The 21,366-nt window shown below is 69.8% G+C and carries 19 protein-coding genes; 6 read left to right on the top strand and 13 right to left on the bottom strand.

All coding sequences use genetic code 11. From position 1 onward, the window contains the following. Window position 1: 1 nt before the first annotated feature. From AC0IY0_RS08895 to AC0IY0_RS08880, 4 genes are all read right to left on the bottom strand, one after another. On the bottom strand, window positions 2-1,162 hold the full coding sequence (locus AC0IY0_RS08895; RefSeq protein ID WP_147908808.1) for a M20 aminoacylase family protein: 1,161 nt from the start codon (window positions 1,160-1,162) through the stop codon (window positions 2-4). Next, a complete protein-coding gene (locus tag AC0IY0_RS08890) occupies window positions 1,159-2,427 on the bottom strand; it encodes a GNAT family N-acetyltransferase (RefSeq protein ID WP_471763626.1) in 1,269 nt (422 codons plus the stop codon). The genes AC0IY0_RS08895 and AC0IY0_RS08890 overlap by 4 nt, the downstream gene beginning before the upstream one ends. Window positions 2,428-2,551: 124 nt before the next feature. After that, window positions 2,552-3,301 (bottom strand): glycerophosphodiester phosphodiesterase family protein, encoded by a 750-nt coding sequence (locus AC0IY0_RS08885; RefSeq protein WP_471763625.1) that lies wholly within the window; start codon window positions 3,299-3,301, stop codon window positions 2,552-2,554. Between the two features lie 2 nt (window positions 3,302-3,303). Next, window positions 3,304-3,777, bottom strand: a complete 474-nt coding sequence (locus AC0IY0_RS08880) for a RidA family protein (RefSeq protein ID WP_419829613.1) — start codon at window positions 3,775-3,777, stop codon at window positions 3,304-3,306. A gap of 270 nt (window positions 3,778-4,047) precedes the next feature. Here AC0IY0_RS08880 and AC0IY0_RS08875 point away from each other — a divergent pair, with 270 nt between their 5' ends. The 4 genes from AC0IY0_RS08875 (at window position 4,048) to AC0IY0_RS08860 (ending at window position 9,009) form a co-directional block, all read left to right on the top strand. Then, window positions 4,048-5,238 (top strand): aspartate aminotransferase family protein, encoded by a 1,191-nt coding sequence (locus AC0IY0_RS08875; RefSeq protein WP_147908812.1) that lies wholly within the window; start codon window positions 4,048-4,050, stop codon window positions 5,236-5,238. A 177-nt stretch (window positions 5,239-5,415) separates the two neighbouring features. Further along, window positions 5,416-6,396, top strand: a complete 981-nt coding sequence (gene argF / locus AC0IY0_RS08870) for an ornithine carbamoyltransferase (protein ID WP_147938355.1) — start codon at window positions 5,416-5,418, stop codon at window positions 6,394-6,396. 317 nt (window positions 6,397-6,713) lie between these two features. After that, on the top strand, window positions 6,714-7,739 hold the full coding sequence (locus tag AC0IY0_RS08865) for an Hsp33 family molecular chaperone (protein ID WP_147908814.1): 1,026 nt from the start codon (window positions 6,714-6,716) through the stop codon (window positions 7,737-7,739). A 172-nt stretch (window positions 7,740-7,911) separates the two neighbouring features. Beyond that, window positions 7,912-9,009, top strand: coding sequence for a hypothetical protein (locus AC0IY0_RS08860; RefSeq protein WP_471763624.1), 1,098 nt, complete (start codon window positions 7,912-7,914; stop codon window positions 9,007-9,009). 50 nt (window positions 9,010-9,059) lie between these two features. Here the strand turns inward: AC0IY0_RS08860 and speG are convergent, their stop codons facing one another. Genes speG through apaG form a run of 3 tightly spaced genes read right to left on the bottom strand, consistent with a single transcriptional unit; the run spans window position 9,060 to window position 11,220 of the window. After that, on the bottom strand, window positions 9,060-9,626 hold the full coding sequence (speG, locus tag AC0IY0_RS08855; protein ID WP_147908816.1) for a spermidine N1-acetyltransferase: 567 nt from the start codon (window positions 9,624-9,626) through the stop codon (window positions 9,060-9,062). Continuing rightward, window positions 9,623-10,792 carry an acetylornithine deacetylase gene (gene argE / locus AC0IY0_RS08850; RefSeq protein WP_419829616.1) on the bottom strand — a complete coding sequence of 390 codons (1,170 nt, stop codon included), beginning with the start codon at window positions 10,790-10,792 and terminating at the stop codon, window positions 9,623-9,625. The genes speG and argE overlap by 4 nt, the downstream gene beginning before the upstream one ends. Window positions 10,793-10,827: 35 nt before the next feature. Further along, the gene (apaG, locus tag AC0IY0_RS08845) at window positions 10,828-11,220 is read right to left on the bottom strand and encodes a Co2+/Mg2+ efflux protein ApaG (RefSeq protein WP_147908818.1); all 393 of its coding nucleotides are present in this window, start codon (window positions 11,218-11,220) and stop codon (window positions 10,828-10,830) included. Between the two features lie 264 nt (window positions 11,221-11,484). On the opposite strand from apaG, the gene AC0IY0_RS08840 reads away from it, so the two are divergent. Both AC0IY0_RS08840 and AC0IY0_RS08835 read left to right on the top strand, forming a co-directional pair. After that, window positions 11,485-12,624 carry a 2'-deoxycytidine 5'-triphosphate deaminase gene (locus AC0IY0_RS08840; RefSeq protein ID WP_147938359.1) on the top strand — a complete coding sequence of 380 codons (1,140 nt, stop codon included), beginning with the start codon at window positions 11,485-11,487 and terminating at the stop codon, window positions 12,622-12,624. A gap of 38 nt (window positions 12,625-12,662) precedes the next feature. After that, window positions 12,663-13,124, top strand: a complete 462-nt coding sequence (locus tag AC0IY0_RS08835; RefSeq protein WP_147908820.1) for an Lrp/AsnC family transcriptional regulator — start codon at window positions 12,663-12,665, stop codon at window positions 13,122-13,124. Window positions 13,125-13,279: 155 nt separating this feature from the next. Here the strand turns inward: AC0IY0_RS08835 and argC are convergent, their stop codons facing one another. From argC to AC0IY0_RS08805, 6 genes are all read right to left on the bottom strand, one after another. Beyond that, the gene (argC, locus tag AC0IY0_RS08830; RefSeq protein ID WP_147938360.1) at window positions 13,280-14,257 is read right to left on the bottom strand and encodes an N-acetyl-gamma-glutamyl-phosphate reductase; all 978 of its coding nucleotides are present in this window, start codon (window positions 14,255-14,257) and stop codon (window positions 13,280-13,282) included. Between the two features lie 215 nt (window positions 14,258-14,472). Further along, the gene (locus AC0IY0_RS08825; protein ID WP_471763621.1) at window positions 14,473-14,994 is read right to left on the bottom strand and encodes a cysteine dioxygenase; all 522 of its coding nucleotides are present in this window, start codon (window positions 14,992-14,994) and stop codon (window positions 14,473-14,475) included. 406 nt (window positions 14,995-15,400) lie between these two features. Further along, window positions 15,401-16,471, bottom strand: a complete 1,071-nt coding sequence (locus AC0IY0_RS08820; protein ID WP_419829618.1) for an HD-GYP domain-containing protein — start codon at window positions 16,469-16,471, stop codon at window positions 15,401-15,403. 111 nt (window positions 16,472-16,582) lie between these two features. After that, a complete protein-coding gene (gene pgl / locus AC0IY0_RS08815) occupies window positions 16,583-17,308 on the bottom strand; it encodes a 6-phosphogluconolactonase (protein ID WP_471763619.1) in 726 nt (241 codons plus the stop codon). 39 nt (window positions 17,309-17,347) lie between these two features. Then, complete coding sequence (gene gnd, locus AC0IY0_RS08810; RefSeq protein WP_147909568.1) at window positions 17,348-18,328, bottom strand: phosphogluconate dehydrogenase (NAD(+)-dependent, decarboxylating); 981 nt, start codon at window positions 18,326-18,328, stop codon at window positions 17,348-17,350. Window positions 18,329-18,470: 142 nt separating this feature from the next. Then, window positions 18,471-21,317 (bottom strand): bifunctional transaldolase/phosoglucose isomerase, encoded by a 2,847-nt coding sequence (locus AC0IY0_RS08805; protein WP_471763617.1) that lies wholly within the window; start codon window positions 21,315-21,317, stop codon window positions 18,471-18,473. Window positions 21,318-21,366: the final 49 nt, after the last annotated feature.

Here is a 21,366-nt window from a genome sequence, read left to right as displayed (position 1 = left end):
CTCAGGCGGCGGTGCGGCTCTCGACCATCCGGGCCAGGAAGGCGCTGCCGATCGGGATAACCGAGTCGTCGAAATTGTAGCTGGCATTGTGCAGGCCCGGACCGGGGTTCGAGCCGAGCCAGACATACGCGGCCGGCACAGCCTGGGCCATGTCGGCAAAATCCTCGCTGCCCATCTTCGGGGCCGCATCCGCCTCGACATTGTCGGGTCCGAAAAGTTCGGTCGCCACCGCAGTCGCGGCGGCCGCCTGCTCGGGTGCGTTCTCCAGAACGGAGAACATGTCGTGGATATCGACCTTGATCTCGGCGCCGTACGCGGCGGCGAAGCCCGCGGCCAGCTCGCGCATGCGAGTTCCGGCGAGCGCGCGCAGTTCCCGATCGAAGGTGCGGATCGTGCCGGCCAGCTGCGCCGTCTCCGGGATGACGTTGTAGGCCGAGCCGGCCGAGATCCGGGTGATCGACAGCACGATCGACTTCAGCGGGTCGGCGTTGCGCGAGACGATCGACTGGAGCGCCTGGGCGAGCCCCGTGGCGATCACGATCGGGTCGATGCCGCCTTGCGGATGGGCGGCGTGCGCCCCCCGGCCACGGATGTTGATGTCGAAGAAGTCGGCCGCCGCCATGAGCGGCCCGGGGCGCAGCTTGATCCGCCCGTGGCCGCCGCCCGGCTGGTTGTGCAGGCCGTAGATCTCGTCGCACGGGAAGCGCTCGAACAGCCCGTCCTTCAGCATCGCCCGGGCGCCGCCGCGGCCCTCCTCGGCGGGCTGGAACACGAACACGGCCGTGCCGTCGAAGTCGCGGGTCTCGGCGAGGTAGCGCGCCGCGCCGACCAGCATCGTCGTGTGGCCGTCATGACCGCAGGCGTGCATCTTGCCCGCGTAGGTCGAGCGATAGGGGAGGTTGGTCTCCTCTTCGATCGGCAGGGCGTCCATGTCGGCGCGCAGGCCGATCCGGCGGCCGTTATCGGTGCGGCCCTTCAGGAGCCCGACCACGCCGGTGCCGCCGACGCCGCGATGCACCTCGCAGCCGTACTGCTCCAGGAGATCGGCGACGATGCCGGCGGTGCGTACCTCCTCGAAGCCCAGCTCCGGGTGGGCGTGCAGGTCGCGGCGCAGGGCCGTCAGCTCGTCGGCATAGGTCTTGATGTGGTCGATCGGGCTCATGTGCTCGGGCTCTCGGGGGACGAAGGCGTGGACCGGGCCTCAGCGTCGCCGACAGCGTCCGCGTCGGTGCGCCGGAACGGCGTGAGCGTGTCGAGGACGTCGACCGCCTCGGCGACGTGGGCGCGCTCCCGCTGCAAATAATCGGCCACCGCCCGGCGGAAGGCCGGGTCGGCGATGTCGTGGGCGGAGTGCATCAGCACCGGCCTGTAGCCGCGGGCCAGCTTGTGCTCCCCCTGCGCCCCGGCCTCGACCCGCTTGAGCCCGCGGCGGATCGCGAAGTCGATCGCCTGATAGTAGCAGATCTCGAAATGCAGGAACGGGTGGTCCTCGATGCAGCCCCAGTTGCGTCCGTACAGCGCCGTGTCGCCGATCAGGTTGATCGCGCCGGCGATGTAGGCGTCACCGCGGCGGGCCATGATCAGCAGAACCCGGTCGGCCATGCGCTCGGACAGGAGCGAGAAGAACCGGCGGTTGAGGTAGGGCCGCCCCCATTTGCGCGCGCCCGTATCCATGTAGAAGGCGTAGAACGCATCCCAATGGGCCTCGGTGATGTCGGCGCCGGTCAGGTGCTCGACGGTGATCCCGGGGGCTAGCGCGTCGCGCCGCTCCTTGCGGATGGTCTTCCGTTTTCGGGATGCGAGCGCGTTGAGGAAATCGTCGAAGCTCGCGTAGCCGGCATTCTCCCAGTGGAACTGCTGGTCGGTGCGCTGCAGGAAGCCAGCGGCTCCGGCCCGCTCCCACTCGGCCTCGCGCATGAAGGTGACGTGGATCGACGACGCCTTGGTCTCGGCCCGGAGCGCCCGCAGGCCGGCGACCAGCCCGGCGGTCGCCTCGTCCGGATCGGCGCCCGGGGCGATCAGGAAACGCGGGCCGCTCACGGGGGTGAACGGCACGCTGACCTGCAGCTTCGGATAATAGGCGCCGCCGACCCGCTCGTAGGCATCGGCCCAGCCGTGATCGAACACGTACTCGCCCTGGCTGTGCGACTTCAGATAGCAAGGCGCCACCCCGAGCAGCGTACCTTCGCGCTCCACCGCCACGTGGAGCGGCAGCCAGCCGGTCTTGCGCGCGACGCAGCCGGATTCCTCCAGCGCCGACAGGAAGGCGTGCGAGACGAACGGGTTGTGAGTCTCGTCGCCCGCCGCCAGGGTCTCGGAGGAGAACGCGCAGGCATCCCAGGCCGCGGCGCCGATCTCCTTCAAGCCGGTCATCGCCCGCACGGTGAGCGAGGAGGTCTCCGGCGCCGGCCCGGGTGTTTGCTTCATGCGCCCAATCTAGCCGGGCCGGGCAGCCGGGCAAGCGGGCGGATGCGCGCGGCTGCCCGGCGGACTTGTCAGATGGACGACGGCGTCACACCGTCGGGCGGCAAAACCGAACGGCCCGCATCGATCACGGGACGAAACCCTCGAACACCATCTGGTCCGCGTGCGCGCCCGCGCGGATGCGCTGGTCCTCGGTCCGCACCGTCCAGGCCATCACCGGGATGCGGCTGAGGAGCCGGCACAGGTAGGTCGGCGCGCAGGGGAGGTCGTCGACCCGCCAGGACAGGAAGTCGGGCCGCGACTCCGAAAAGTGCAGCAGGTTGGACAGGGCCCGGCGCGTCGCCCAGGGGAGGGCGGCATAGGCAGGGTCGTCCTGGGTGGTCTCGGCCACGATCCCACGGGGCATTGCGGGCGGGCAGAGATCCCGCAAGGCGGCCACCACCTGCGGGTCGAAGGACTTCATCGCCACGGGGCCGCCCGAAGCCACGGCGATCTCCGCCGCACGGGTCGCCAGCCGCAGGTCTCCATCGTAGCGGGACTTGACCTCGATCACGACCGGGACCGCCCCAGCCACCGCCGCCAGGAAGGCCGTCAGGGTCGGGATCGTCTCGGCGGTCCCGCCGACAACGAGCGCCCCGAGTTCGGCCGCCGATTTGGTCCCGATCGCCTCGCTCGCCCCGGTCAGCCGGCCCAGCGCCGCGTCGTGGAACACCATCGCCTCGCCATCGGCGCTCAGTTGAACGTCGCATTCGATGGCAAAGCCCCCCGCCACCGCCGCACGGGCGGCAGCCAGGGTGTTCTCCGGCCGACCCGCCGCCCGGTCGTGCAACCCGCGATGGGCGATCGGCCGCGCGGTGAGCCAGTCGGGCGCAGCCACGCTCAGCGGACCTCGAAGATCGCCTCGACCTCGACCGCGGCGTCGAGGGGCAATTCGGCGACGCCGACCGTCGAGCGGGCATGGCGTCCGCTGTCGCCCAGCAGCTCGACCATCAGGTCGGAGGCGCCGTTCATCACCCCGGCGACCGCGGAGAAGCCCGGGGCCGCATTGATGAAGCCGCCCAGCCGCACGCATTGCTCCAGGGCCCGGTCGAGGTCACCCACCGCAGCCTCGAGCTGAGCCAGGACGTTGAGGGCGCAGAGCCGAGCCGCCGCCTTGCCGGCCTCGGCCGAGACGTCGCCGCCGACCTTGCCCTTGTGCTCGGGGGCGATGGTCCCGTCCGCGCCGAAGCAGACCTGGCCGGAGATGACCACGAGGTTGCCGGTGCGCACGAACGGCACGTAGTTGGCCACCGGTGCCGCCGCCTTCGGCAAGGTGAGGCCCAGGCTCTCCAGACGGTCCTTGATCGTGCTCATGGGATTCTCCCGCGCCAACTCGAATCTGCGGCAGCAGGAGCATGTCCGCACCCTGCCGCGCAAGGGCATCGGCCGGGTGTCACACCGCTGAAATCCGATCCGCGCAAGCATCGCGCAGAGCTGCCGCGCACCCTGAACCGACGTCGCAACGTTGACAGGAGCCGGCCGTTTCATAGTAATCGCGCGCGTGCCGCCCATAACGAGGCGGCACTTTCATTTGGAGCCGGCACAATGCTTGCTCCGGTGCCTTGAGAGACGGAGACGGGATCCGTGACGTCAGCCCTTCTGCCGACCTACGTCCGCGCGCCGCTCGCTTTCGAGCGCGGCGAGGGCGCCTGGCTCGTGACGGAGGCCGGAGAGCGATATCTCGATTTCGGGGCCGGCATCGCGGTCAACGGCCTCGGCCACGCCCATCCGCACCTTGTCGGCGCGCTCACCGAGCAGGCCAGCCGGATCTGGCATACGTCGAACCTGTTCGAGATCCCGGGCGGCGAGCGCTTCGGGCGGCGTCTCGTGGACGCGACCTTTGCGGACGTGGCGTTCTTCTGCAACTCGGGGGCGGAGGCCAACGAGGCGGCGATCAAGATCGCCCGGAAGTATCACGCGGCCGGCGGCAATCCGGAGCGCTACCGGATCGTCACCTTCGCGGGCGCCTTCCACGGCCGGACCCTGGCGACCCTCGCGGCAGGCGGCCAGCAGAAATACATCGAGGGGTTTGGCCCCAAGGTCGAAGGCTTCGATCAGGTCCCGGCCGGCGACTTCGCGGCTCTGGAGGCCGTGATCGGCGAGGAGACGGCCGCCCTGATGATCGAGCCGATCCAGGGCGAGGGCGGCGTGCGGGTGATCCCGCATGCGGATCTGCGCCGCCTGCGCGAGATCTGCGACGCGCACGGCCTGCTGCTGATCATGGACGAGGTCCAGACCGGTGTCGGGCGCACCGGCAAGCTGTTTGCGCACGAATGGTCCGGCATCACCCCGGACATCATGAGCGTGGCCAAGGGCATCGGCGGCGGCTTCCCGATGGGCGCCTGTCTCGCCACCCGCGAGGCAGCCCGCGGCATGACTGCCGGCAGCCACGGCACCACCTTCGGCGGCAACCCGCTCGCCATGGCGGTCGGCAACGCCGTTCTCGACGTGGTGCTGGCGGATGGGTTCCTCGCCCGCGTCGCCCATGCCGGGCTGCTGCTCAAGCAGAAGCTGGCCGCCCTGCGCGACCGCCACCCGCACGTATTCCAAGAGGTCCGAGGCGAGGGACTGATGCTCGGCCTCAAGCTCGGCGTGCCGAACACGGATTTTGCCGCCGCCGCCCGGGCCGCACATCTTCTGGTTATCCCGGCGGGCGACAACATCGTCCGCCTGCTGCCACCGCTGATCGTCGGCGACAGCGAGATCGACGAGGCGGTCCGGCGGCTGGACGAGGCCGCCTCCTCCTTCGCAGCTCTGCGCGGGGCGGCCGAATAGCAGGCCGATCCCGCTTCTACGAATCACCGCCCAGCGCCGCGTTCCGGTGCCGGGCGGTGCGAAGCATTTTCGGGCACGGTCGATCCCGCCGTGCGTGACGAGAATGCCCCTCACCAGGAGATAGAGTGTCGTTCATGATCAGGTGATCGTGGAGCAGGCTCTAGCGAACGTGACGCGATGAAAGCCCAGATTGACGGCCGGGCGCGTGCCCCAGTCCCGCACCTGAACGGTGCCGGCCCCCGCCACTTCCTCGACCTCAAGGACTTCTCCGGAGCGCAGCTGCGCGGGGTGCTCGACGCGAGCGCCGCCATCAAGGCGCGCCGCCGCAAGGGTGAGCGCGCCGCCGAGCGCCCCCTGGTCGGCAAGACCCTCGCGATGGTGTTCGACCGGCCCTCGACCCGGACGCGCGTCTCGTTCGACGTGGCGATGCGTGAACTCGGCGGTGAGACCCTGATGCTGACCGGCTCCGAGATGCAGCTCGGCCGGGGCGAGACCATCGGCGACACCGCCCAGGTCCTGTCGCGCTTCGTGGACGCGATCATGATCCGCATCCTCGACCACGGCCAGATGCTGGAACTGGCCGAGCACGCGACCGTGCCGGTGATCAACGCGCTGACCAAGGTCTCGCATCCGTGCCAGATCATGGCCGACGTGATGACCTTCGAGGAGCATCGCGGGCCGATCAAGGGCCGCACGGTGGCGTGGTCGGGTGATTCGAACAACGTTCTGGCGAGTTGGGTCCACGCGGCCGCGCGGCTCGATTTCCGTCTCAACATCGCCAGCCCGCCCGAGCTCGCCCCCCCGCCCGGCCTGATCGCCTGGGCGAAGCGCGAAGGCGCGACGGTCAATGTCGGCACCGACGCCTTCGCGGCCGTGGCCGGCGCCGACGCCGTGGTGACGGATTGCTGGGTCTCGATGGGCGACGACGACGAAGGCCACCGCCACAACCTGCTGAACCCCTATCAGGTGAACGCCAAGCTGATGGCGACCGCCAACCCGGACGCGATCTTCATGCACTGCCTGCCGGCCCACCGCGGCGAGGAAGTCACGGCCGAGATCATGGATGGGCCGCGCTCCGTGGTGTTCGACGAGGCCGAGAACCGCCTGCACGCGCAGAAGGGGATCCTGGCCTGGTGCCTGGGCGCGGAGACGCCCTGAACGCAGGCTCGCGCACCGCACCGGTCCCGATTTTCGAGGCGGGGCGGTCGCGAATGTCGGAATGCCGCCCCATATACGGGTGAGCGGGCGGCTTTCGCGGCCCGCCTCCCCATCACGGCTGCCGGACGGCAGCATCCCGGCGACGGATGTGGCGCGATGCGCCCCTTCTCCCGTGCCGGCGCGGGCGGGGTGAGGGAACAGATCGCTCCAGACGGGTCCACTTCCTCACGCCATTCCCCTCCCTGCGGGAGCGGGACCCGCGCCCCGGCCTGTCGGAGCGGCCGTCGCGGGCGCCGAATGGATCGATCGGAGCGGGCATGACCTCAGGAACAGAGTCGCAATCCCAGGTGCAGGCGGTCGGCAACGGCCATGACGGCGCGGACGATGCCGTACTGCCCTTTGCCGTGGAAGCCCTCGACGTACGCGGGCGGCTGGTCCGGCTCGGCCCCTCGGTGGATACGATCCTGCGCCGTCACGGCTACCCGGATGCCGTCGCCCGGCTTCTGGGCGAGGCCGCCGCCCTGACCGTGCTGCTGGGCTCGTCGCTCAAGTTCGAGGGCCGCTTCCAGCTCCAGACCAAGACCGACGGTCCGGTGGCGATGATCGTCGTCGACTTCGAGGCGCCCGATCGCCTGCGCGCCACCGCGCGGTTCGACGCCGACCGGGTCGCCGCCCTGGGCGAGCGCCCGCTGAAGGACGCCGACCTGATCGGTGCGGGCCACCTCGCCATGACCATCGACCAGGGCTCCGCGTCCAGCCGCTACCAGGGCGTCGTCGCCCTCGAAGGCCAGAGCCTGGAGGAGGCTGCGCACCAGTATTTCCGGCAGTCCGAGCAGATCCCGACCCAGGTGCGCCTCGCGGTCGCCGAGGCGGTGGAGGAGGGGGCTGCCCGGTGGCGGGCCGGCGGCCTGATCGTGCAGTTCCTGCCGCAGTCGATCGACCGCGCCCGCCTCGCCGATCTGCCGCCGGGCGACATCCCGGAGGGACATACGCATCTGTCCGGTCAAGCTGTCGAGGACGATGCTTGGGTCGAGGCGCGTTCTCTCGTCGGCACGGTCGAGGACCACGAGCTGGTCGATCCGAACGTGTCCAGCGAGCGCCTGCTCTACCGGCTGTTCCACGAGCGCGGCGTGCGTGTGTTCGACCGTCAGCCGGTGCACGAGGCCTGCCGTTGCTCCCAGGAGCGCGTCATGGGCATGATCCGCTCGTTCTCGCCTCAGGAGCGGCGCGACATCATCGCGGATGACGGGCGCATCGTCATCACCTGCGAGTTCTGCTCCCGCCGCTACGACCTCGACCCGCAGGAGGTCGAAGCCGAAATCGGCGCGCAGTCGAACCAGTAGATACTTAGCCAGCAAGACCGATCTTCCGGTCTCGGCTACCGATAACGGTCAAGCTTCTCCGCGCGAAACGCTGTCACCTCAGTATTCGATGCGCGAATTTTTAAGGATCCCGGACAGAACCGTTTTCGGACCTTCGACGTTGCGTGGCTGCTTCAATATCGGAGGAGACGCCATGCGAACGTTGTCGATCGGGTTGGCCGCGCTGCTGATCAGCACCTCGGCCTATGCGCAGCAGCCGGGCGGGGCCGATCGCGGCACCGGGATGGCCGGCCGGGCCGAAGCCGGCGGCTCGGAATCGAGCCTGCGGACCGGGTCCGACCGGACCGCGTCACAGGCCGCCGATCAGGCGGCAGCGGGACGCACCGGTGCGGAGAGCGGCCGGGCCGCGCAGGGTGGGAACGGCAACCGGGCTTCCGGTGACCGGGCAGCCCAGGATCGCGGGCGGGCCGACTCGGAAGCCGGTGCGCGCGGCGGCCGGGATGGTGCGCGGGGCGAGCGCGCCGAGATCCGGGGTGGGCGCAGCGAGAGCCGCACGGAGCGCCGGACCGATGTCCGGTCGGATCGAGTCGGAGGCGGCGTCCGCCGCGAGGGCCGGTTCGTGGTGATCGGCGGCCACCGGGTGGTCTACGGATCGCCCGAGTACCGCCGCCTGATCGTTACCGAGAATCGGGGGCCTCGGGTCCGGTACGTGGTGATCCGCGGGCAGCGCGTCCTCTATGGCTCGCCCGAGTACCGCCGCCTCGTCGGCGTCCGCGAGAGCCGGCCGCGGGAACGCTTCGTGACCATCCGGGGCCAGCGTGTCGTGTACGGCTCGCCCGAGTATCGCCGCCTGGTATCGGTGCGCGAGGAGCGGTTCGTGACGATCCGCGGCCAGAGGGTGCGCTACGGCTCCGATGAATACCGTCGCCTGAGCGGCGGCGGCACGGTCAATGCCGGCTTCCGGGCCGAGACCCGCGCCGGCGTCCGCACGGACCGTCGCGATCAGCGCGACGGCGCCCGCAATACTGACGGCGGCGACAGGGATCGGACGGCCAATCGCCAGGGCCGGGACAACGGCACGCGTAGCGGCGACATGCGGGGCGGCCGACAGGACGGCATCCGCGATGCCTCCGAGCGCGGCGACCAGCAGGGTGGCGCGCGGCCGGCCAACAACGACGGTGGCCGGATGGGCAACACCGAGCGCGGCGACATGAATGCCGGTGGCGCTCAGGGCGGCGCAGCGCAGGGAGCCGGAAGGGTCGGCCGCGAGCCCGGCGCCGGCCGCAACTAAGCAGAGGTCCGGGAGGGGTCCGCGCGGCCCCTCCCGCATCCGCCGCGGGATCAGACTTTCAGCACCGGTTCGGCGATGTCGCCGCTGCCGCGGTTCTTGAGATAATCCGGCTGGAACAGGCACATCCGCACGGCGTCGCGATAGCGGCCGTTCACGAAGAACTCGTCCTTGAGCACGCCTTCGGGATGGAAGCCGCAGCGCTCGTAGATCCGCACGGCCCGGGCATTGTCCCGGTCCACGTGTAGGTACAGCTTGTGGATGTTGAGCACGCTGAACGCGTAATCCATGGCGATCCGGGTCGCCTGCCAAGCATAGCCACGGCCCTGGAAGCTGGGGTGGATCGCGATCTGGAACTCGCAGCGCCGGTGCAGGTGGTTGATCTCCACGAGCTCGATCAGCCCCGCCGGTTCGCCGCTCGGATCGGCCACGATGAAGCGGCGCTCGGTCTGGTTGTGGATGTTGCGCTCGTAGAGCTGCTGCAGCTCGGCGAAGGACTCGTAGGCCTCCTCGAACCAGTAGCGCATGATGCTGTCGTTGTTGTTCAGCTGGTGGACGAAGCGCAGGTCCTCGCGTTCCAGCGGGCGCAGCTTGATGGTGATGCCGATCAGCGCGTTCATGACGCACAAGCCTCGATCAGGGCCCTCAGGAACCGCTCGCCCTTGCCGAGCGCGTCGAGGGTGATGAACTCGTCGGGTTGGTGGGCCTGGGCGATGTCGCCGGGGCCGCAGACGACGGTCGCGATCCCGGCCTGCTGGAAGCGACCGGCCTCCGTGGCGTAGGGCACCGCGATGGTGCGGTTGCGCCCCGCGAGCCGCAGGCACAGCCGTTCGGCCTCTGAGCCTGGATCTGGTGCGAGCCCAGGAATGTCGACCTCCTCGAGCGTCTCGATTCGCCCGTACTCACCGTAGCGGTTCAGGCGCTCGCGCGTCACCCGCTCGACCACCTCGCCGAACAGGCGCGGAACCTCGGCCGGGTCGAGGTCCGGCAGGCCGCGGTATTCCCAGAGGAAGCGGCACTCCTTGGCGAGGATGTTGCGCGCCGTGCCACCGTGGATCGTCCCGACATGGACCGTGGTGGCGGCCGGATCGAAGCGCCCGGAGGCGTCGCCGCGCTCGATCATCAGGTCGGCGATCCGGTTCAGGCCGGCGACCAGCTCGCAGGCCGCCGCGACCGCGTTCGCCCCCAGCGCCGGCCGTGCCGAATGGGCCTCGTGGCCGTGTACGGTGGTCAGGCAGGTGACGATGCTCTTGTGCGCGTCCGCGACCTCCATGCCGGTCGGCTCTCCGACGATCACGGCGCCGGGCCGCGGGAGGTCGGCACCGAACCGCGTGATCACATCCATCGAGCCGAGGCAGGTGGTCTCCTCGTCGTAGGACAGCAGGATGTGGATCGGCCGCGTGAGGCTGGCGGCCAGCATGTCGGGCACCAGCGCCAGCGCCAGGGCGTCGAAGGCCTTCATGTCGACGGCGCCACGACCGTAGGCCCGCCCGTCGGCGACGCGCAGGGTGAACGGGTCGCCGGTCCAAGCCTGACCCGCCACCGGGACCACGTCGGTATGGCCGGAGAGCACGACGCCGCCGTCGACCATCGGGCCGATCGTGGCGAACAGGGCGGCCTTGTCGCCGGCCGCGTTCGGCAGGCGCAGATAACGGACACCCCAACCGTCGAGATAGGCGCAGACGGAATCGATCAGGGCGAGGTTCGGTTTGTCGCTCTCGGTATCGAACGACACGAGGCGAGCGAGCATGTCGAGCGGGCTGAGCCGCTCGCCGATCCCAGACATAGGTCCCTCCGGAGCGAGACCCCGGAGCCGGGACCTCAGTGCAGGCTGCGGCGGACGTGCGGGCTGTCGAGGGAGAAGGCGGGAATCTCGGCCTCGAAGCTCTCGCCGGCCACCGTCGCCATGGTGTAGCTGCCGGCCATCAGGCCATCGGGCGTGTTGAGCGGGCAGCCGCTCGTGTAGCAGAAGGACTCGCCGGGCTCTAGCACCGGCTGCTTGCCGACCACGCCCGTGCCTCGCACTTCCTGGCAGGCCCCGTGCCCGTCGATGATGCGCCAGTGCCGGGAGCGCAGCTGCACCTGCTCGCTGCCGGTGTTCACGATCTCGACCGTATAGGCGAAGAAGTAACGACTTTCATTCGGCGAGGATTCCTCCTCGACGAAGCGGGGCTCAACGGTCACACGAATTCCCCGCGTCTCGGCCTTGTACATCGCCCTATTAGGCCCTTCTTCGAACGGTGCGATTCGATGAAGACGAATTGAACGCGCTTCACTGGCGGTGGTAGTGGCCAGTGAAATCGGCGTCAATTGCGGCGGACTACCTCGCGCGGATGATGCCGCAGCCTCGTCCGAGGGGGGTCGAGTCCCGCGCCGCGCGTATCGTACCATCCGGATTAAGCCGGCATTAGCCAGTCCGGGCGGAGAACGTCGGGGATCGCGGATCCACCCGGAGGCGCGCGAAGGAGTCGAGGCGCGATGAACGCGGGCGCAGGCCAGGATGCCGCCGATTCGCAGGCCGCCGATCCGGGCGTCGAGATCCGTGGCGGCATCCTGCCGGCCGAGGCGATCGCGGCGCTGGCGCAGGCGGGCGGCATCCGCACCGCCGCCGCCTTCGCGCCGGACCAGATCCAGCCGGCAAGCCTCGACCTGCGCCTCGGTGCGACGGCCTACCGGGTCCGCACCAGCTTCCTGCCGGGGGCGGCCCGGACGGTCCAGGCCTGCGTCGACCGCCTGTCGCTGCACACGATCGACCTGCGCCCCGGCGCTGTGCTGGAGACGGGCTGCGTCTACATCGCGGAACTGCAGGAGGGCCTGGCGCTCCCCGCCGACCTGGCGGCGGCCGCGAACCCCAAGAGTTCAACCGGCCGCATCGACGTGTTCACCCGGGTCATCACCGACCGGGGTGAGGCATTCGACCAGGTCGAGCCCGGCTATACCGGGCCGCTCTATGCCGAGATCTCGCCACGCACCTTCCCGGTGCTGGTCCGCACCGGATCGCGTCTGTCGCAGATCCGCTTCCGCCGTGGGGCGCCGCGGCTGACGGAGGCCGAACTCGGCCAGCTCCACCTGCGTTCACCGCTGGTCGATTGCGCTGCCCCGTCCTTCCAGGGCGGCGTCGCGGTCTCGGTGGACCTGTCCGGGTTCGATGGGCTGATCGGCTACCGGGCCAAGCGCCATACCGGGTTGGTGGACGTCGACGCCCCGGGCCGCCACCGGGCGGCGGATTTCTGGGAGCCGCTGCCGGCGGACGGCTCGGGCGCCCTGATCCTCGATCCCGGCCAGTTCTACATCCTGGCCTCCAAGGAATCGGTGCAGGTCCCCCCCGACCACGCCGCCGAGATGGTGCCGTTCGATCCGCTGGTCGGCGAGTTCCGGGTCCATTACGCCGGGTTCTTCGACCCGGGCTTCGGCCATGCCGGGGCCGGCGGGGCGGGTGCCCGCGCGGTGCTCGAAGTCCGCTCCCGGGACGTGCCGTTCCTGCTGGAGGACGGCCAGATCGTCGGACGGCTCGTCTACGAGCGGATGCTGGCCATCCCCGGCACGCTCTACGGCGCCGGGGCCGGATCGAACTACCAGGCCCAGGGGCTGAAGCTCTCGAAGCACTTCTTCCTGTAGCCCCGGCAGCCCGGACCCCGCGCGGGAGCGATGGTCGTATGGACGCGGTGGACCGAAAAATCCTGGACGTCCTGCAGCAGGACGCGACGCTGCCGGTCGCCGAGTTGGCCGAGCGAGTCGGCGTCAGCGCCGCGCCGTGCTGGCGCCGGGTCAAGAAGCTGGAGGCCTCCGGCGTCATCCGGGGCCGGGTCGCCCTGGTGGACCGCCGCAAGGTCAACGTCCCGACCACGGTGTTCGTCGCCGTGAAGGCACCGCGCCACGCCGCAGACTGGTCCGACGCGTTCCGCCGGGTGGTGGCAGGCTTCCCGGAAATCGTCGAGGCCTGGCGCCTGACCGGCGAGATCGACTACCTGCTGCGCATCGTCGTGCCCGACATCGAGACCTACGACGCGGTCTACCAGCGGCTCATCGCGAAGCTCGAATTCTCGAACCTGTCCTCCTCCATCGCCATGGAGGAGATGAAGTACACGACCGCGGTGCCGACGATCTACATGACGTGAGGCCGTCTTTCAGCAGGAGGCAGGGCGTGGCCTCCGGCGCCATCGCGGGACCGGCGGGGCAACCCGGGGCGATGCGCGGTCCCGGACCGCGGCGGATCCGGCGCAATGAAGCACTGCCGACCGCCTCAAGCCGACGACGCGCACGCGTGCAAGCCTCACGGCCAGACAGGTGCGCCGTCGAGCCCTGCGGTTTCCGGCAGGCCGCAGATCAGGTTCGCATTCTGAACCGCCTGACCGGCCGCCCCCTTGCCGAGATTGTCGACCACGCCCATCGCGATCACGAGGTTGCGCTCGGGATCTGCCGCATAACTGACGAACGCGAGGTTCGAGCCGGTCGCCCATTTGGTCTGCGGTGGCTTGTCGGTGACGCGGACGAAGGCACGTCCGGCGTAGAAGCGCCGCGCCGCCTCCAGGCATTGATCCGTCGTGGCGCGGCCACGGCAGTAGATCGTCACGAGGACGCCGCGGGTCATCGGAACCAAGTGCGGCGTGAACACCAGCCCGGCCGCGCTGCCACCGCTCAGCCGCTCGATCGTCTCGGCGATTTCGGGCATGTGGACATGATTGAGCAGGCCATAGGGCACCAGGTTCTCGTTGCTCTCGGCGTAGCCGAACCGGCTGTCCGCACCGCCCCGACCGGCACCGGAAATGCCGGTCTTGGCGTCGATCACGATGTTGCCGGGCTCGATCAGCTTATCGGCCAGCAACGGCGCCAGCGCCGTCAGCGTCGCTGCCGGAAAACAGCCGGGGTTGGCGACGCGCGCTTGATCCACGATCCGGGCCGGCCAGATGTCGGCCAGGCCGTATGCCCACCCCGCGACGTAGCGGTGGTCACCACCGATATCGACGATCTTGACGTCCCCGGGGACGCGCGCCAGCGCCTCGGCCGAGGCGCCCGTGGGTAGCGACGCGAACAGCACGTCGAGCTTCGGCAGGGCCCCGGGGTCCCACTTCTCGATCACCAGCTCAGCCAGCTTAGCCGGCACACCGGGATAGCGATCCGCCAAACGGCTACCGGCGCTCCCCTCGCCCGCGGCGTAGACGAGCTCGAAGGACGGGTGGCCCGCGATCAGGCGCAACGCCTCGCCGCCGCCAAAACCACTGATCCCGACGATGCCGACGCGAAGGCTCATGTTGGCGTCCTGCTGCGAGAGTGAACGAACCGTCGAGCCGAGTTACGACTCGGGCCGGGGGGCCTTTCGTTCCTGTAGCGGACGTCTGCCCTGCGCCGGAAGTCACCGCCTCGAGGCGGTACCACGCGTGAGACGCGGGTTGATCGGGTTGCTCGGCGCGATGCCGATCAGCGAGATCCGAAAGCCTCAGCCGGGCACCGTGTAGGCGCCCGCCGTCACCCCGCCGCGACCTCGTAGGTGCGGTGCACCGAGGAGGCCTGCTCCCGGTGATCGTAGCCGTAGACGTGGATCGAGATCGCTGTCGCTGGTCCGTCGTTGGCGATCCGGTGCAGGTTCGGCCCCGAGGGCATCATGCAGGCCACGTAGCCTGGCTCCCGGACCGCATCGCGGGTCGCGACCGCGTGGGTGTCGCTGATCGGGCGATACCAGGTCTCCCGCAGGCTGCCGCTGAGCAGGCCGAAGCAGCAGGAGCAATGGTGGTCGTGCACCGGCGTGATGGCGCCGGGGCTCCACACCATGGCCCAGACGCTGATCGCCCGCGTCCCGAACAGCAGGTTGCGGCCCAGACCCTCCGGCGGTGCGGCCAGCCGCGTCCGGTCCACGCCCCCCGGGCGCGCCAGGATCTGCGTCAGGGTCGTCCGAGCCGCGGCCAGGTAGGCGTCAGGAGAGCGAGCGGCCGAGAGCGCCAGATCCGCCATCATCGCCTCGATGTCGGCCGGATGGCTTAGCGGGGTCATGGCGATCTCCTTCGAAGCCCTCCGTCGGGCTCGGCGAATCCTACCGCCAGGGTGCGGGAGACAGGTTGCCAAGTTCGGTCTCGTGCTGCTCCCTCGCGCAATGAGATTGCGCGGAGCGACGGATCGCGAGGGTTTGATTTCTTGGTTGACCAATCGCGTCAGGCCGTTCCACGCGTCTGGCTGTTCCGGCGCAATGCAGGAGGTGCGTGGGCGGCGGTTTCCGCATACTTCGTCTGCAGGCTCGACCGTCATCGCGAGCGCAGCGAAACGACCCGGCGCAGCGCGTTGTCCGGACATCGGCGTCTCCCCGGATCGCTTCGCTGCGTTCGTAAGGGCGACGTGACGCGAGAGGCCGCGTCGATCGGACCGTTCAGGGAGATCGATCGTTCGCGGACGCCAGCGCCCATCAGGACCCGGCGACGGAGCGCTCGAAAGCGCGCACCAGCGCCCGGTCGAGCTTGCCATCCATGCCGTGCAGGATCGCCATGGCCGCCGCGGCCGACATCGGGGCCCGGTAGGGGCGGCGCTCGACCAGCGCGGCGTAGACGTCGCAGACAGTGATCAGCCGGACGATGTCGTCGATGGCGTCACCCACGAGCCCGTCCGGATAGCCCGAGCCGTCGAGGAGTTCGTGGTGGTGTCGCACCACCTTCAGCACCGCGTCGTCGAAGCCGCCGGCCTGGACCAGTATCCGGTGCCCCAGCGCCGGGTGCTCGCGCATCACGGCCCGCTCCGCCACGTCGAGGGGACCGGCCTTATTCAGGATCTCCAGGGGAATCTTGGCCTTGCCGACATCGTGCACGAGGGCGGCGCGCACGAGTTGATGGCGGTCGGCGTCGGAGAAGCCGAGGTCGATCGCGAAGGTCGCGGCGAGGCCGGCTACCAGAAGGCAATGCTGATAGGTCGCGTCGTCGTAGGCACGGACCGTGTCGAGCCAGGCGTTGAGGCCGCCCTGGCCGATCGCCCCAAGGATCGGCTCAAGGCCGTCGTCGACCAGGGCGGCATCGACCGATCCGGAGGCTCGCGCGGCGTCGAGCAGGTTGGCGATGACGGCGCCGGCCTTGTCGGCGGCCTGGACGACGAGGGGCGTCCCGACGCGCCCGCCCGGCTTCGTCACTTCCCCGGGCACGGGCGGCAGCTGCGCCAGCAGGGCCTCGGCCACTGTCTCGGCCGGCGTATCCACGGGGAGGCAGAGGCCCGCCCCGAGCCCGCGCGCCGCCGACAGGCTGCGTGCGCCCATGCTGCGCATCAGGAACACCCGCGGGAGGGCCGGGGCGGCGGCGATCAGGGTCCGCAGGCCGATGAGCGGGGAGGGCTGCAGCAGGTCGACATCCGCCACCAGGGCGAGGCAGGGGCCGGGGGGCGGCATCGCGGCCGCGTTCAGCACCGTGCAGGGGGCAATGTCTCCGAGCACGCGCAGGAGTTCGCCGCGGCGGCCGGGCTGGTCGGTGTAAAGGACGACGGTGCCCGCGCGCATCTGGCTCTTCGTGGCATGCCCCCGGCCCGAGAGGCAGCGGGATCCGCGTCGCGTCGCAGGCAGGCCGTCTTAGCGCATCGGCCTTGCCAGACCGTAACGCCGGATCACCGCCTACGGCGCCGCCGCGGCGTCGAGCAGCCAGGCCACGTCGCCCACGCTGGTGACCCGGCCTGCCGGCAGGTCCTCCCCGTCGGCGATCCGAGCGAGGGCCTCGCGCTTGCCGGCACCCGTGACCAGGAACAGGACGTGCCGTGACGAGGCCAGGGCCGGCAGGGTCAGGCTGATCCGCGGCACGAACGGCGCCAGCCCGGCTTCGGGCACGGGGGCGACCAGGCAGTCGGTCTCGGCGACGGCCGGCTTGCCCGGGAACAGGGAAGCCGTGTGCCCGTCCTCGCCGAGGCCGAGCAGCACCTGGTCGAACAGCGGCCGGGCGGGATCGAGGCTGTCGGCCCCGTAGAAGTCCAGCAGGGTCCGCTCGTAGGCCCGGGCTCCGGCCTCCACGCCCGCGTCGGACGGGATGAAGTGCAGGTGGGTCGAGGGGATCCGGGAGCCGTGCCCGAACGCCTCGCGGACCATCCGGACATTGCTGCGCTCATCGTCCCAGGGGACCACGCGGTCGTCGCCGAAGAACCAGTGGATCCTCTCCCACGGCACCCGGGCGGCGTAGTCCGGGCCGGCGAGCAGGCCGTAGAGCACCTTCGGGGTCGAGCCTCCGGCCAGGCAGAGCGCGATCCGCTCGGCGTCGGTCTCGCCGCAGGCCACGATCAGCCGCTCGGCCGCCTCGCGGGCGACCGCCTGCGGATCGGGCAGGACATGGATTCCGGTGGGAAGGCTCATCGGCGCCTCGGGATTCTTTGGGATCAGGAGTTCTTGGCTTCAGGACTTCTTGGGCTCCTGGTGGCCGCCGAACCCCTTGCGCATGGCCGAGAGCAGCTTGTCGGCGTAGCTCTCCTGCTCGCGCGAGCGGAAGCGGCGGTACAGGGCGGCGGACAGCACGGTTGCCGGGACGCTCTCCTCGATGGCAGCGTTGATCGTCCAACGGCCCTCGCCGGAATCCTCGACGTAGCCGGAGAAGTCGTGGAGGCTCTCGTCGCCGGCCAGCGCCTGGGCGGTCAGGTCGAGCAGCCAGGACGAGACGACGCTGCCGCGTCGCCAGACCTCGGCGATGTCGCCCATGTTCAGGTCGAAGCGCCGCTCAGGCGGAAGCGCATCCGCATTGGCGTGTTTCAGGATGTCGAAGCCCTCGGCATAGGCCTGCATCAGGCCGTACTCGATGCCGTTATGGACCATCTTGACGAAATGGCCGGCGCCGGTGGGCCCGGCATGGATGTAGCCCTGCTCGGCGCGCGGGTCGCGGCCGTCGCGGTTGGGGGTCTTCGGGATGTCGCCGATGCCCGGCGCCAGGGTCTTGAAGATCGGGTCGAGGCGGTCGACGGTCTCGGTATCGCCGCCGATCATCATGCAGTAGCCGCGCTCCAGGCCCCAGACGCCGCCCGATGTGCCGACATCGACGTAATGCAGACCCTTCTCCTTCAATTCCAGCCCCCGGCGCACGTCGTCGCCGTAGAAGGAATTGCCACCGTCGATGATGCAGTCGCCGGACTGCATCAGGCCGCCCAGCGTCTTGACCGCCTCCTCGGTGATCGCGCCGGCCGGCAGCATCACCCAGGCGGTGCGCGGCACTTCCAGCTTGGAGACCAGATCCTCCAGGCTCGACGCGCCGACCGCGCCGGCCTCGACCAGCGCGGCCAAAGCCGCCGGGTTCTGATCGAAGACCACGGCCGTGTGCCCGTCGCGCAGGAGGCGCCGGACGATGTTGCCGCCCATCCGGCCGAGGCCGATCATGCCGAGTTGCATTGTCGTCATCTCCTCGGGGTTTCCCCTCCCCCTTGCGGAGAGGGGTCAGGGGTGGGGGCAGTTCAGACGGGACCGCTGAGCCTCATCCGGAATCACCTCCACCTCCGGTTCCTCCCCGCAAGGGGAAGGAGAGAGCTGGCGCCTAATCCACTGCCGCCGTGAGCGCCGCCGCCACGCGCTTCAGCCCAGCGTCGAGATCGCCCTTGATGTGGACCCGGAGGGCACGGCGGCCGCGCTCGGCCAGCACCGCGAAGTCGCCCCGCGCCTGGGCGGCCACCACGGTGCTGAAGCCAAGCGCCCGGCCGGGAATCGGCAGGTCCTCGGAGGGGGCCGAGGTAATCTGCAGGAACACGCCGGTATCCGGGCCGCCCTTGTAGGCCTGCCCGGTCGAGTGCAGGAACCGCGGCCCGAATTCCAGGCAGGTCGCGACCTTCCGGGCGTCGCGCACGGCGAGCCGAGCTTCCTGCAGAATGCCGGCGGCCTTCGGGTTGCGCGGGACGTAGGCCAGGAGCCCGAGATAGTCACCGTCCTTCAGGCGGGCGATCTGCGCCTTGAGCGCCGCCTCCAGGCCCTCGGTGGCCTGCGGCAAGGCCGCAGCATTCTTCGGGTCGGCGTAGAGGGCGATCGCGTCGTCCTCGAACAGCGGCGTCTCGTCGGGGAGGGCGCCGCTCGCTTCCGCTTCCGAGAACAGCTTCTTCGTCTCGATCTTGCTGGCCTCGACATCGGGCTGGTCGAACGGGTTGATGCCGAGCACCGCGCCGGCGACGGCGGTCGCCATCTCCAACCGGTAGAATTCCTGCGGTAGCTGCTCGATCGAATCGAGGGTGATCCGGGCGATCGGGTGTCCATCGCGCTCCAGGGCGCGCAGGGCCTCGTCCTGTGCCTCCTGAGCCTGACCGTCGAGGCGCAGGTAGATGAAGAACCGGTCGCGGCCGTAGACCGCTGGGACGCTCGCCGGCTCGCCGTCCACCGGCACGAGGCCCTTGCCTTGCTTGCCGGTCGATTCGGCGATGAGCTGCTCGGCCCAGGCGCCGAAGCTGTCGATCCCCGGCGAGGCGATGATCGTGACCTTGTCGCGTCCGGCGAGACCCGCCGCGCCCATCGCGGCACCGAGCAGCACGCCCGGGTTCTGCGCCGGCGGCACCACCGGTCCGCAGGAGCAAACCATGATCCGAGCCGTCTCCAAGAACGCCTTCACGTCGAGGCCCAAGGCGGCGGCCGGCACCAGCCCGAAGGCCGACAGCACCGAGTAGCGCCCGCCGATCTGCTTCACGCCGTAGAAGATTTTCTTGAACTTATCTCTTTGAGCGGCGCGCTCCATGTCCGAGCCCGGGTCGGTCACGGCGACGAAGTGATCGCCCGCCCGGTCACCCAGAGTCTCCTTCACGCGCCCCAGGAAATAATCGCGAAAAACGTTGGGCTCCAGCGTCGAGCCGGACTTGGACGAGACGATGAACAGGGTCCGGCCGAGGTCGATGCTCGCCTCCAGGGCGCGCACCTGGTCCGGATGGGTCGAGTCGAGGACCTGGAGCTTCGGGAAGCCCTCGCGCTGTCCGTAGGTCAGGCTCAGCACCTCGGGGCCGAGGCTGGAGCCGCCCATCCCCAACACCACGGCGTCGGTGAAGCCTTCCTGCTTCACCCAGTCGGAAAAGGCGGCGTAGTCTTCGGCCTTCGCCAGCTCCTCCTCGACGATGTGCAGCCAGCCGAGCCAGCTGGCCTCGTCGTGGCCCGACCAGACCGTCGCGTCCCCGGCCCAGAGCCGGCGGATGGCGCCGCTCGCCCGCCAGGATTCGACGGTCTTCTTCGCCTCTGCGGCGAGGCTGTCGTCCATCACGAGGCTCTGGCCGTCGAGGCGCTGGCCCAGCAGCGCCGCACGCTTGCCGGCGACCGCGCCGAGCAGGTCGTCGGCGGCGTCGATGAAGAGCCGCACGCCCTCCTTCACCAGCTGCTCAGCGACCTTTTCGATGTCGATGCCGGACCGGGCGAGCCGGGTCATGACCGCCTCGGCGCCCGGCACGTCCTCCTCGATCTTCGCCCGCACGGTGCCGTGGTCGCGGAACGCGTCCATGGTGGCAGGCGGCATGGTGTTGACGGTGTTCGGCCCGATCAGCTCCTCGACGTAGAGCACGTCGGGATAGGCCTTGTTCTTCACGCCTGTCGAGGCCCAAAGCAGCCGCTGCGCCTTGGCGCCCTTCTCCGACAGCGACGTCCAGGTCGCCTCGGAAAAAATCGTCCGGTAGCGCTGGTAAGCCAGCTTGGCGTTGGCGATCGCGACCTTGCCCTTGAGCTGGCCGAGTGCCGCCTTCTCGTCGGGGTCGTTGGCCTGGGCGATCTTCTCGTCGAGCAGCTTGTCCACCAGCACGTCGATCCGGCTGATGAAGAAGCTCGCCACGCTGGCGATTTTCGAGACGTCGTGGCCGGCCTTGGCCCGCGCGTCGAGCCCGTCGACGAAGGCGCGGGCCACCGCCTCGTAGGCCTCCTGCGAGAACAGGAGCGTCACGTTGATCGAAATGCCCTCGGCCGTGAGCTGCCGGATCGCCGGGATGCCCTCCGGGGTGGCGGGCACCTTCACCATCAGGTTGTCGCGGGCGACCGCCTTGTGCAGGCGCCGCGCCTCGGTCAGCGTCGCCTCGGTGTCGAGCGCCAGGTAGGGCGAGACTTCGAGGCTGACGTAGCCGTCCGCCCCGTCGCTCGACTCGTAGACCGGGCGGAGCACGTCGGCGGCAGCCTGGATGTCGGCGATGGCCAGGCCCTCGTAGAGGTCGATGACGCGGCTGTCGCCGGTCTCCTGCACGGCCTTCAGGCTGGCATCGTACTCGTCCGAGTGGCCGATCGCCTTCTCGAAGATCGACGGGTTGGACGTCACCCCGCGCAGGCCGTCCTCCTCGACGAGGCGCTTCAGCTCACCCTTCTGGACGAAGCCGCGGGCCACGAAGTCCAGCCAAACCGCCTGATCCTGTTCGTCGTGCAGGGCCTTGAGCGCGTTCATGTCGGTTCCTCGTCCTTCCCTACTCACGCCCTGCTCGCCTCCCCCTCGT

The sequence above is a fragment of the Methylobacterium sp. AC315 genome (assembly GCF_979253755.1).
The sequence above is the reverse complement of the archived record's forward strand: the minus strand, read 5'-3'. Positions and strand labels throughout refer to the sequence as shown.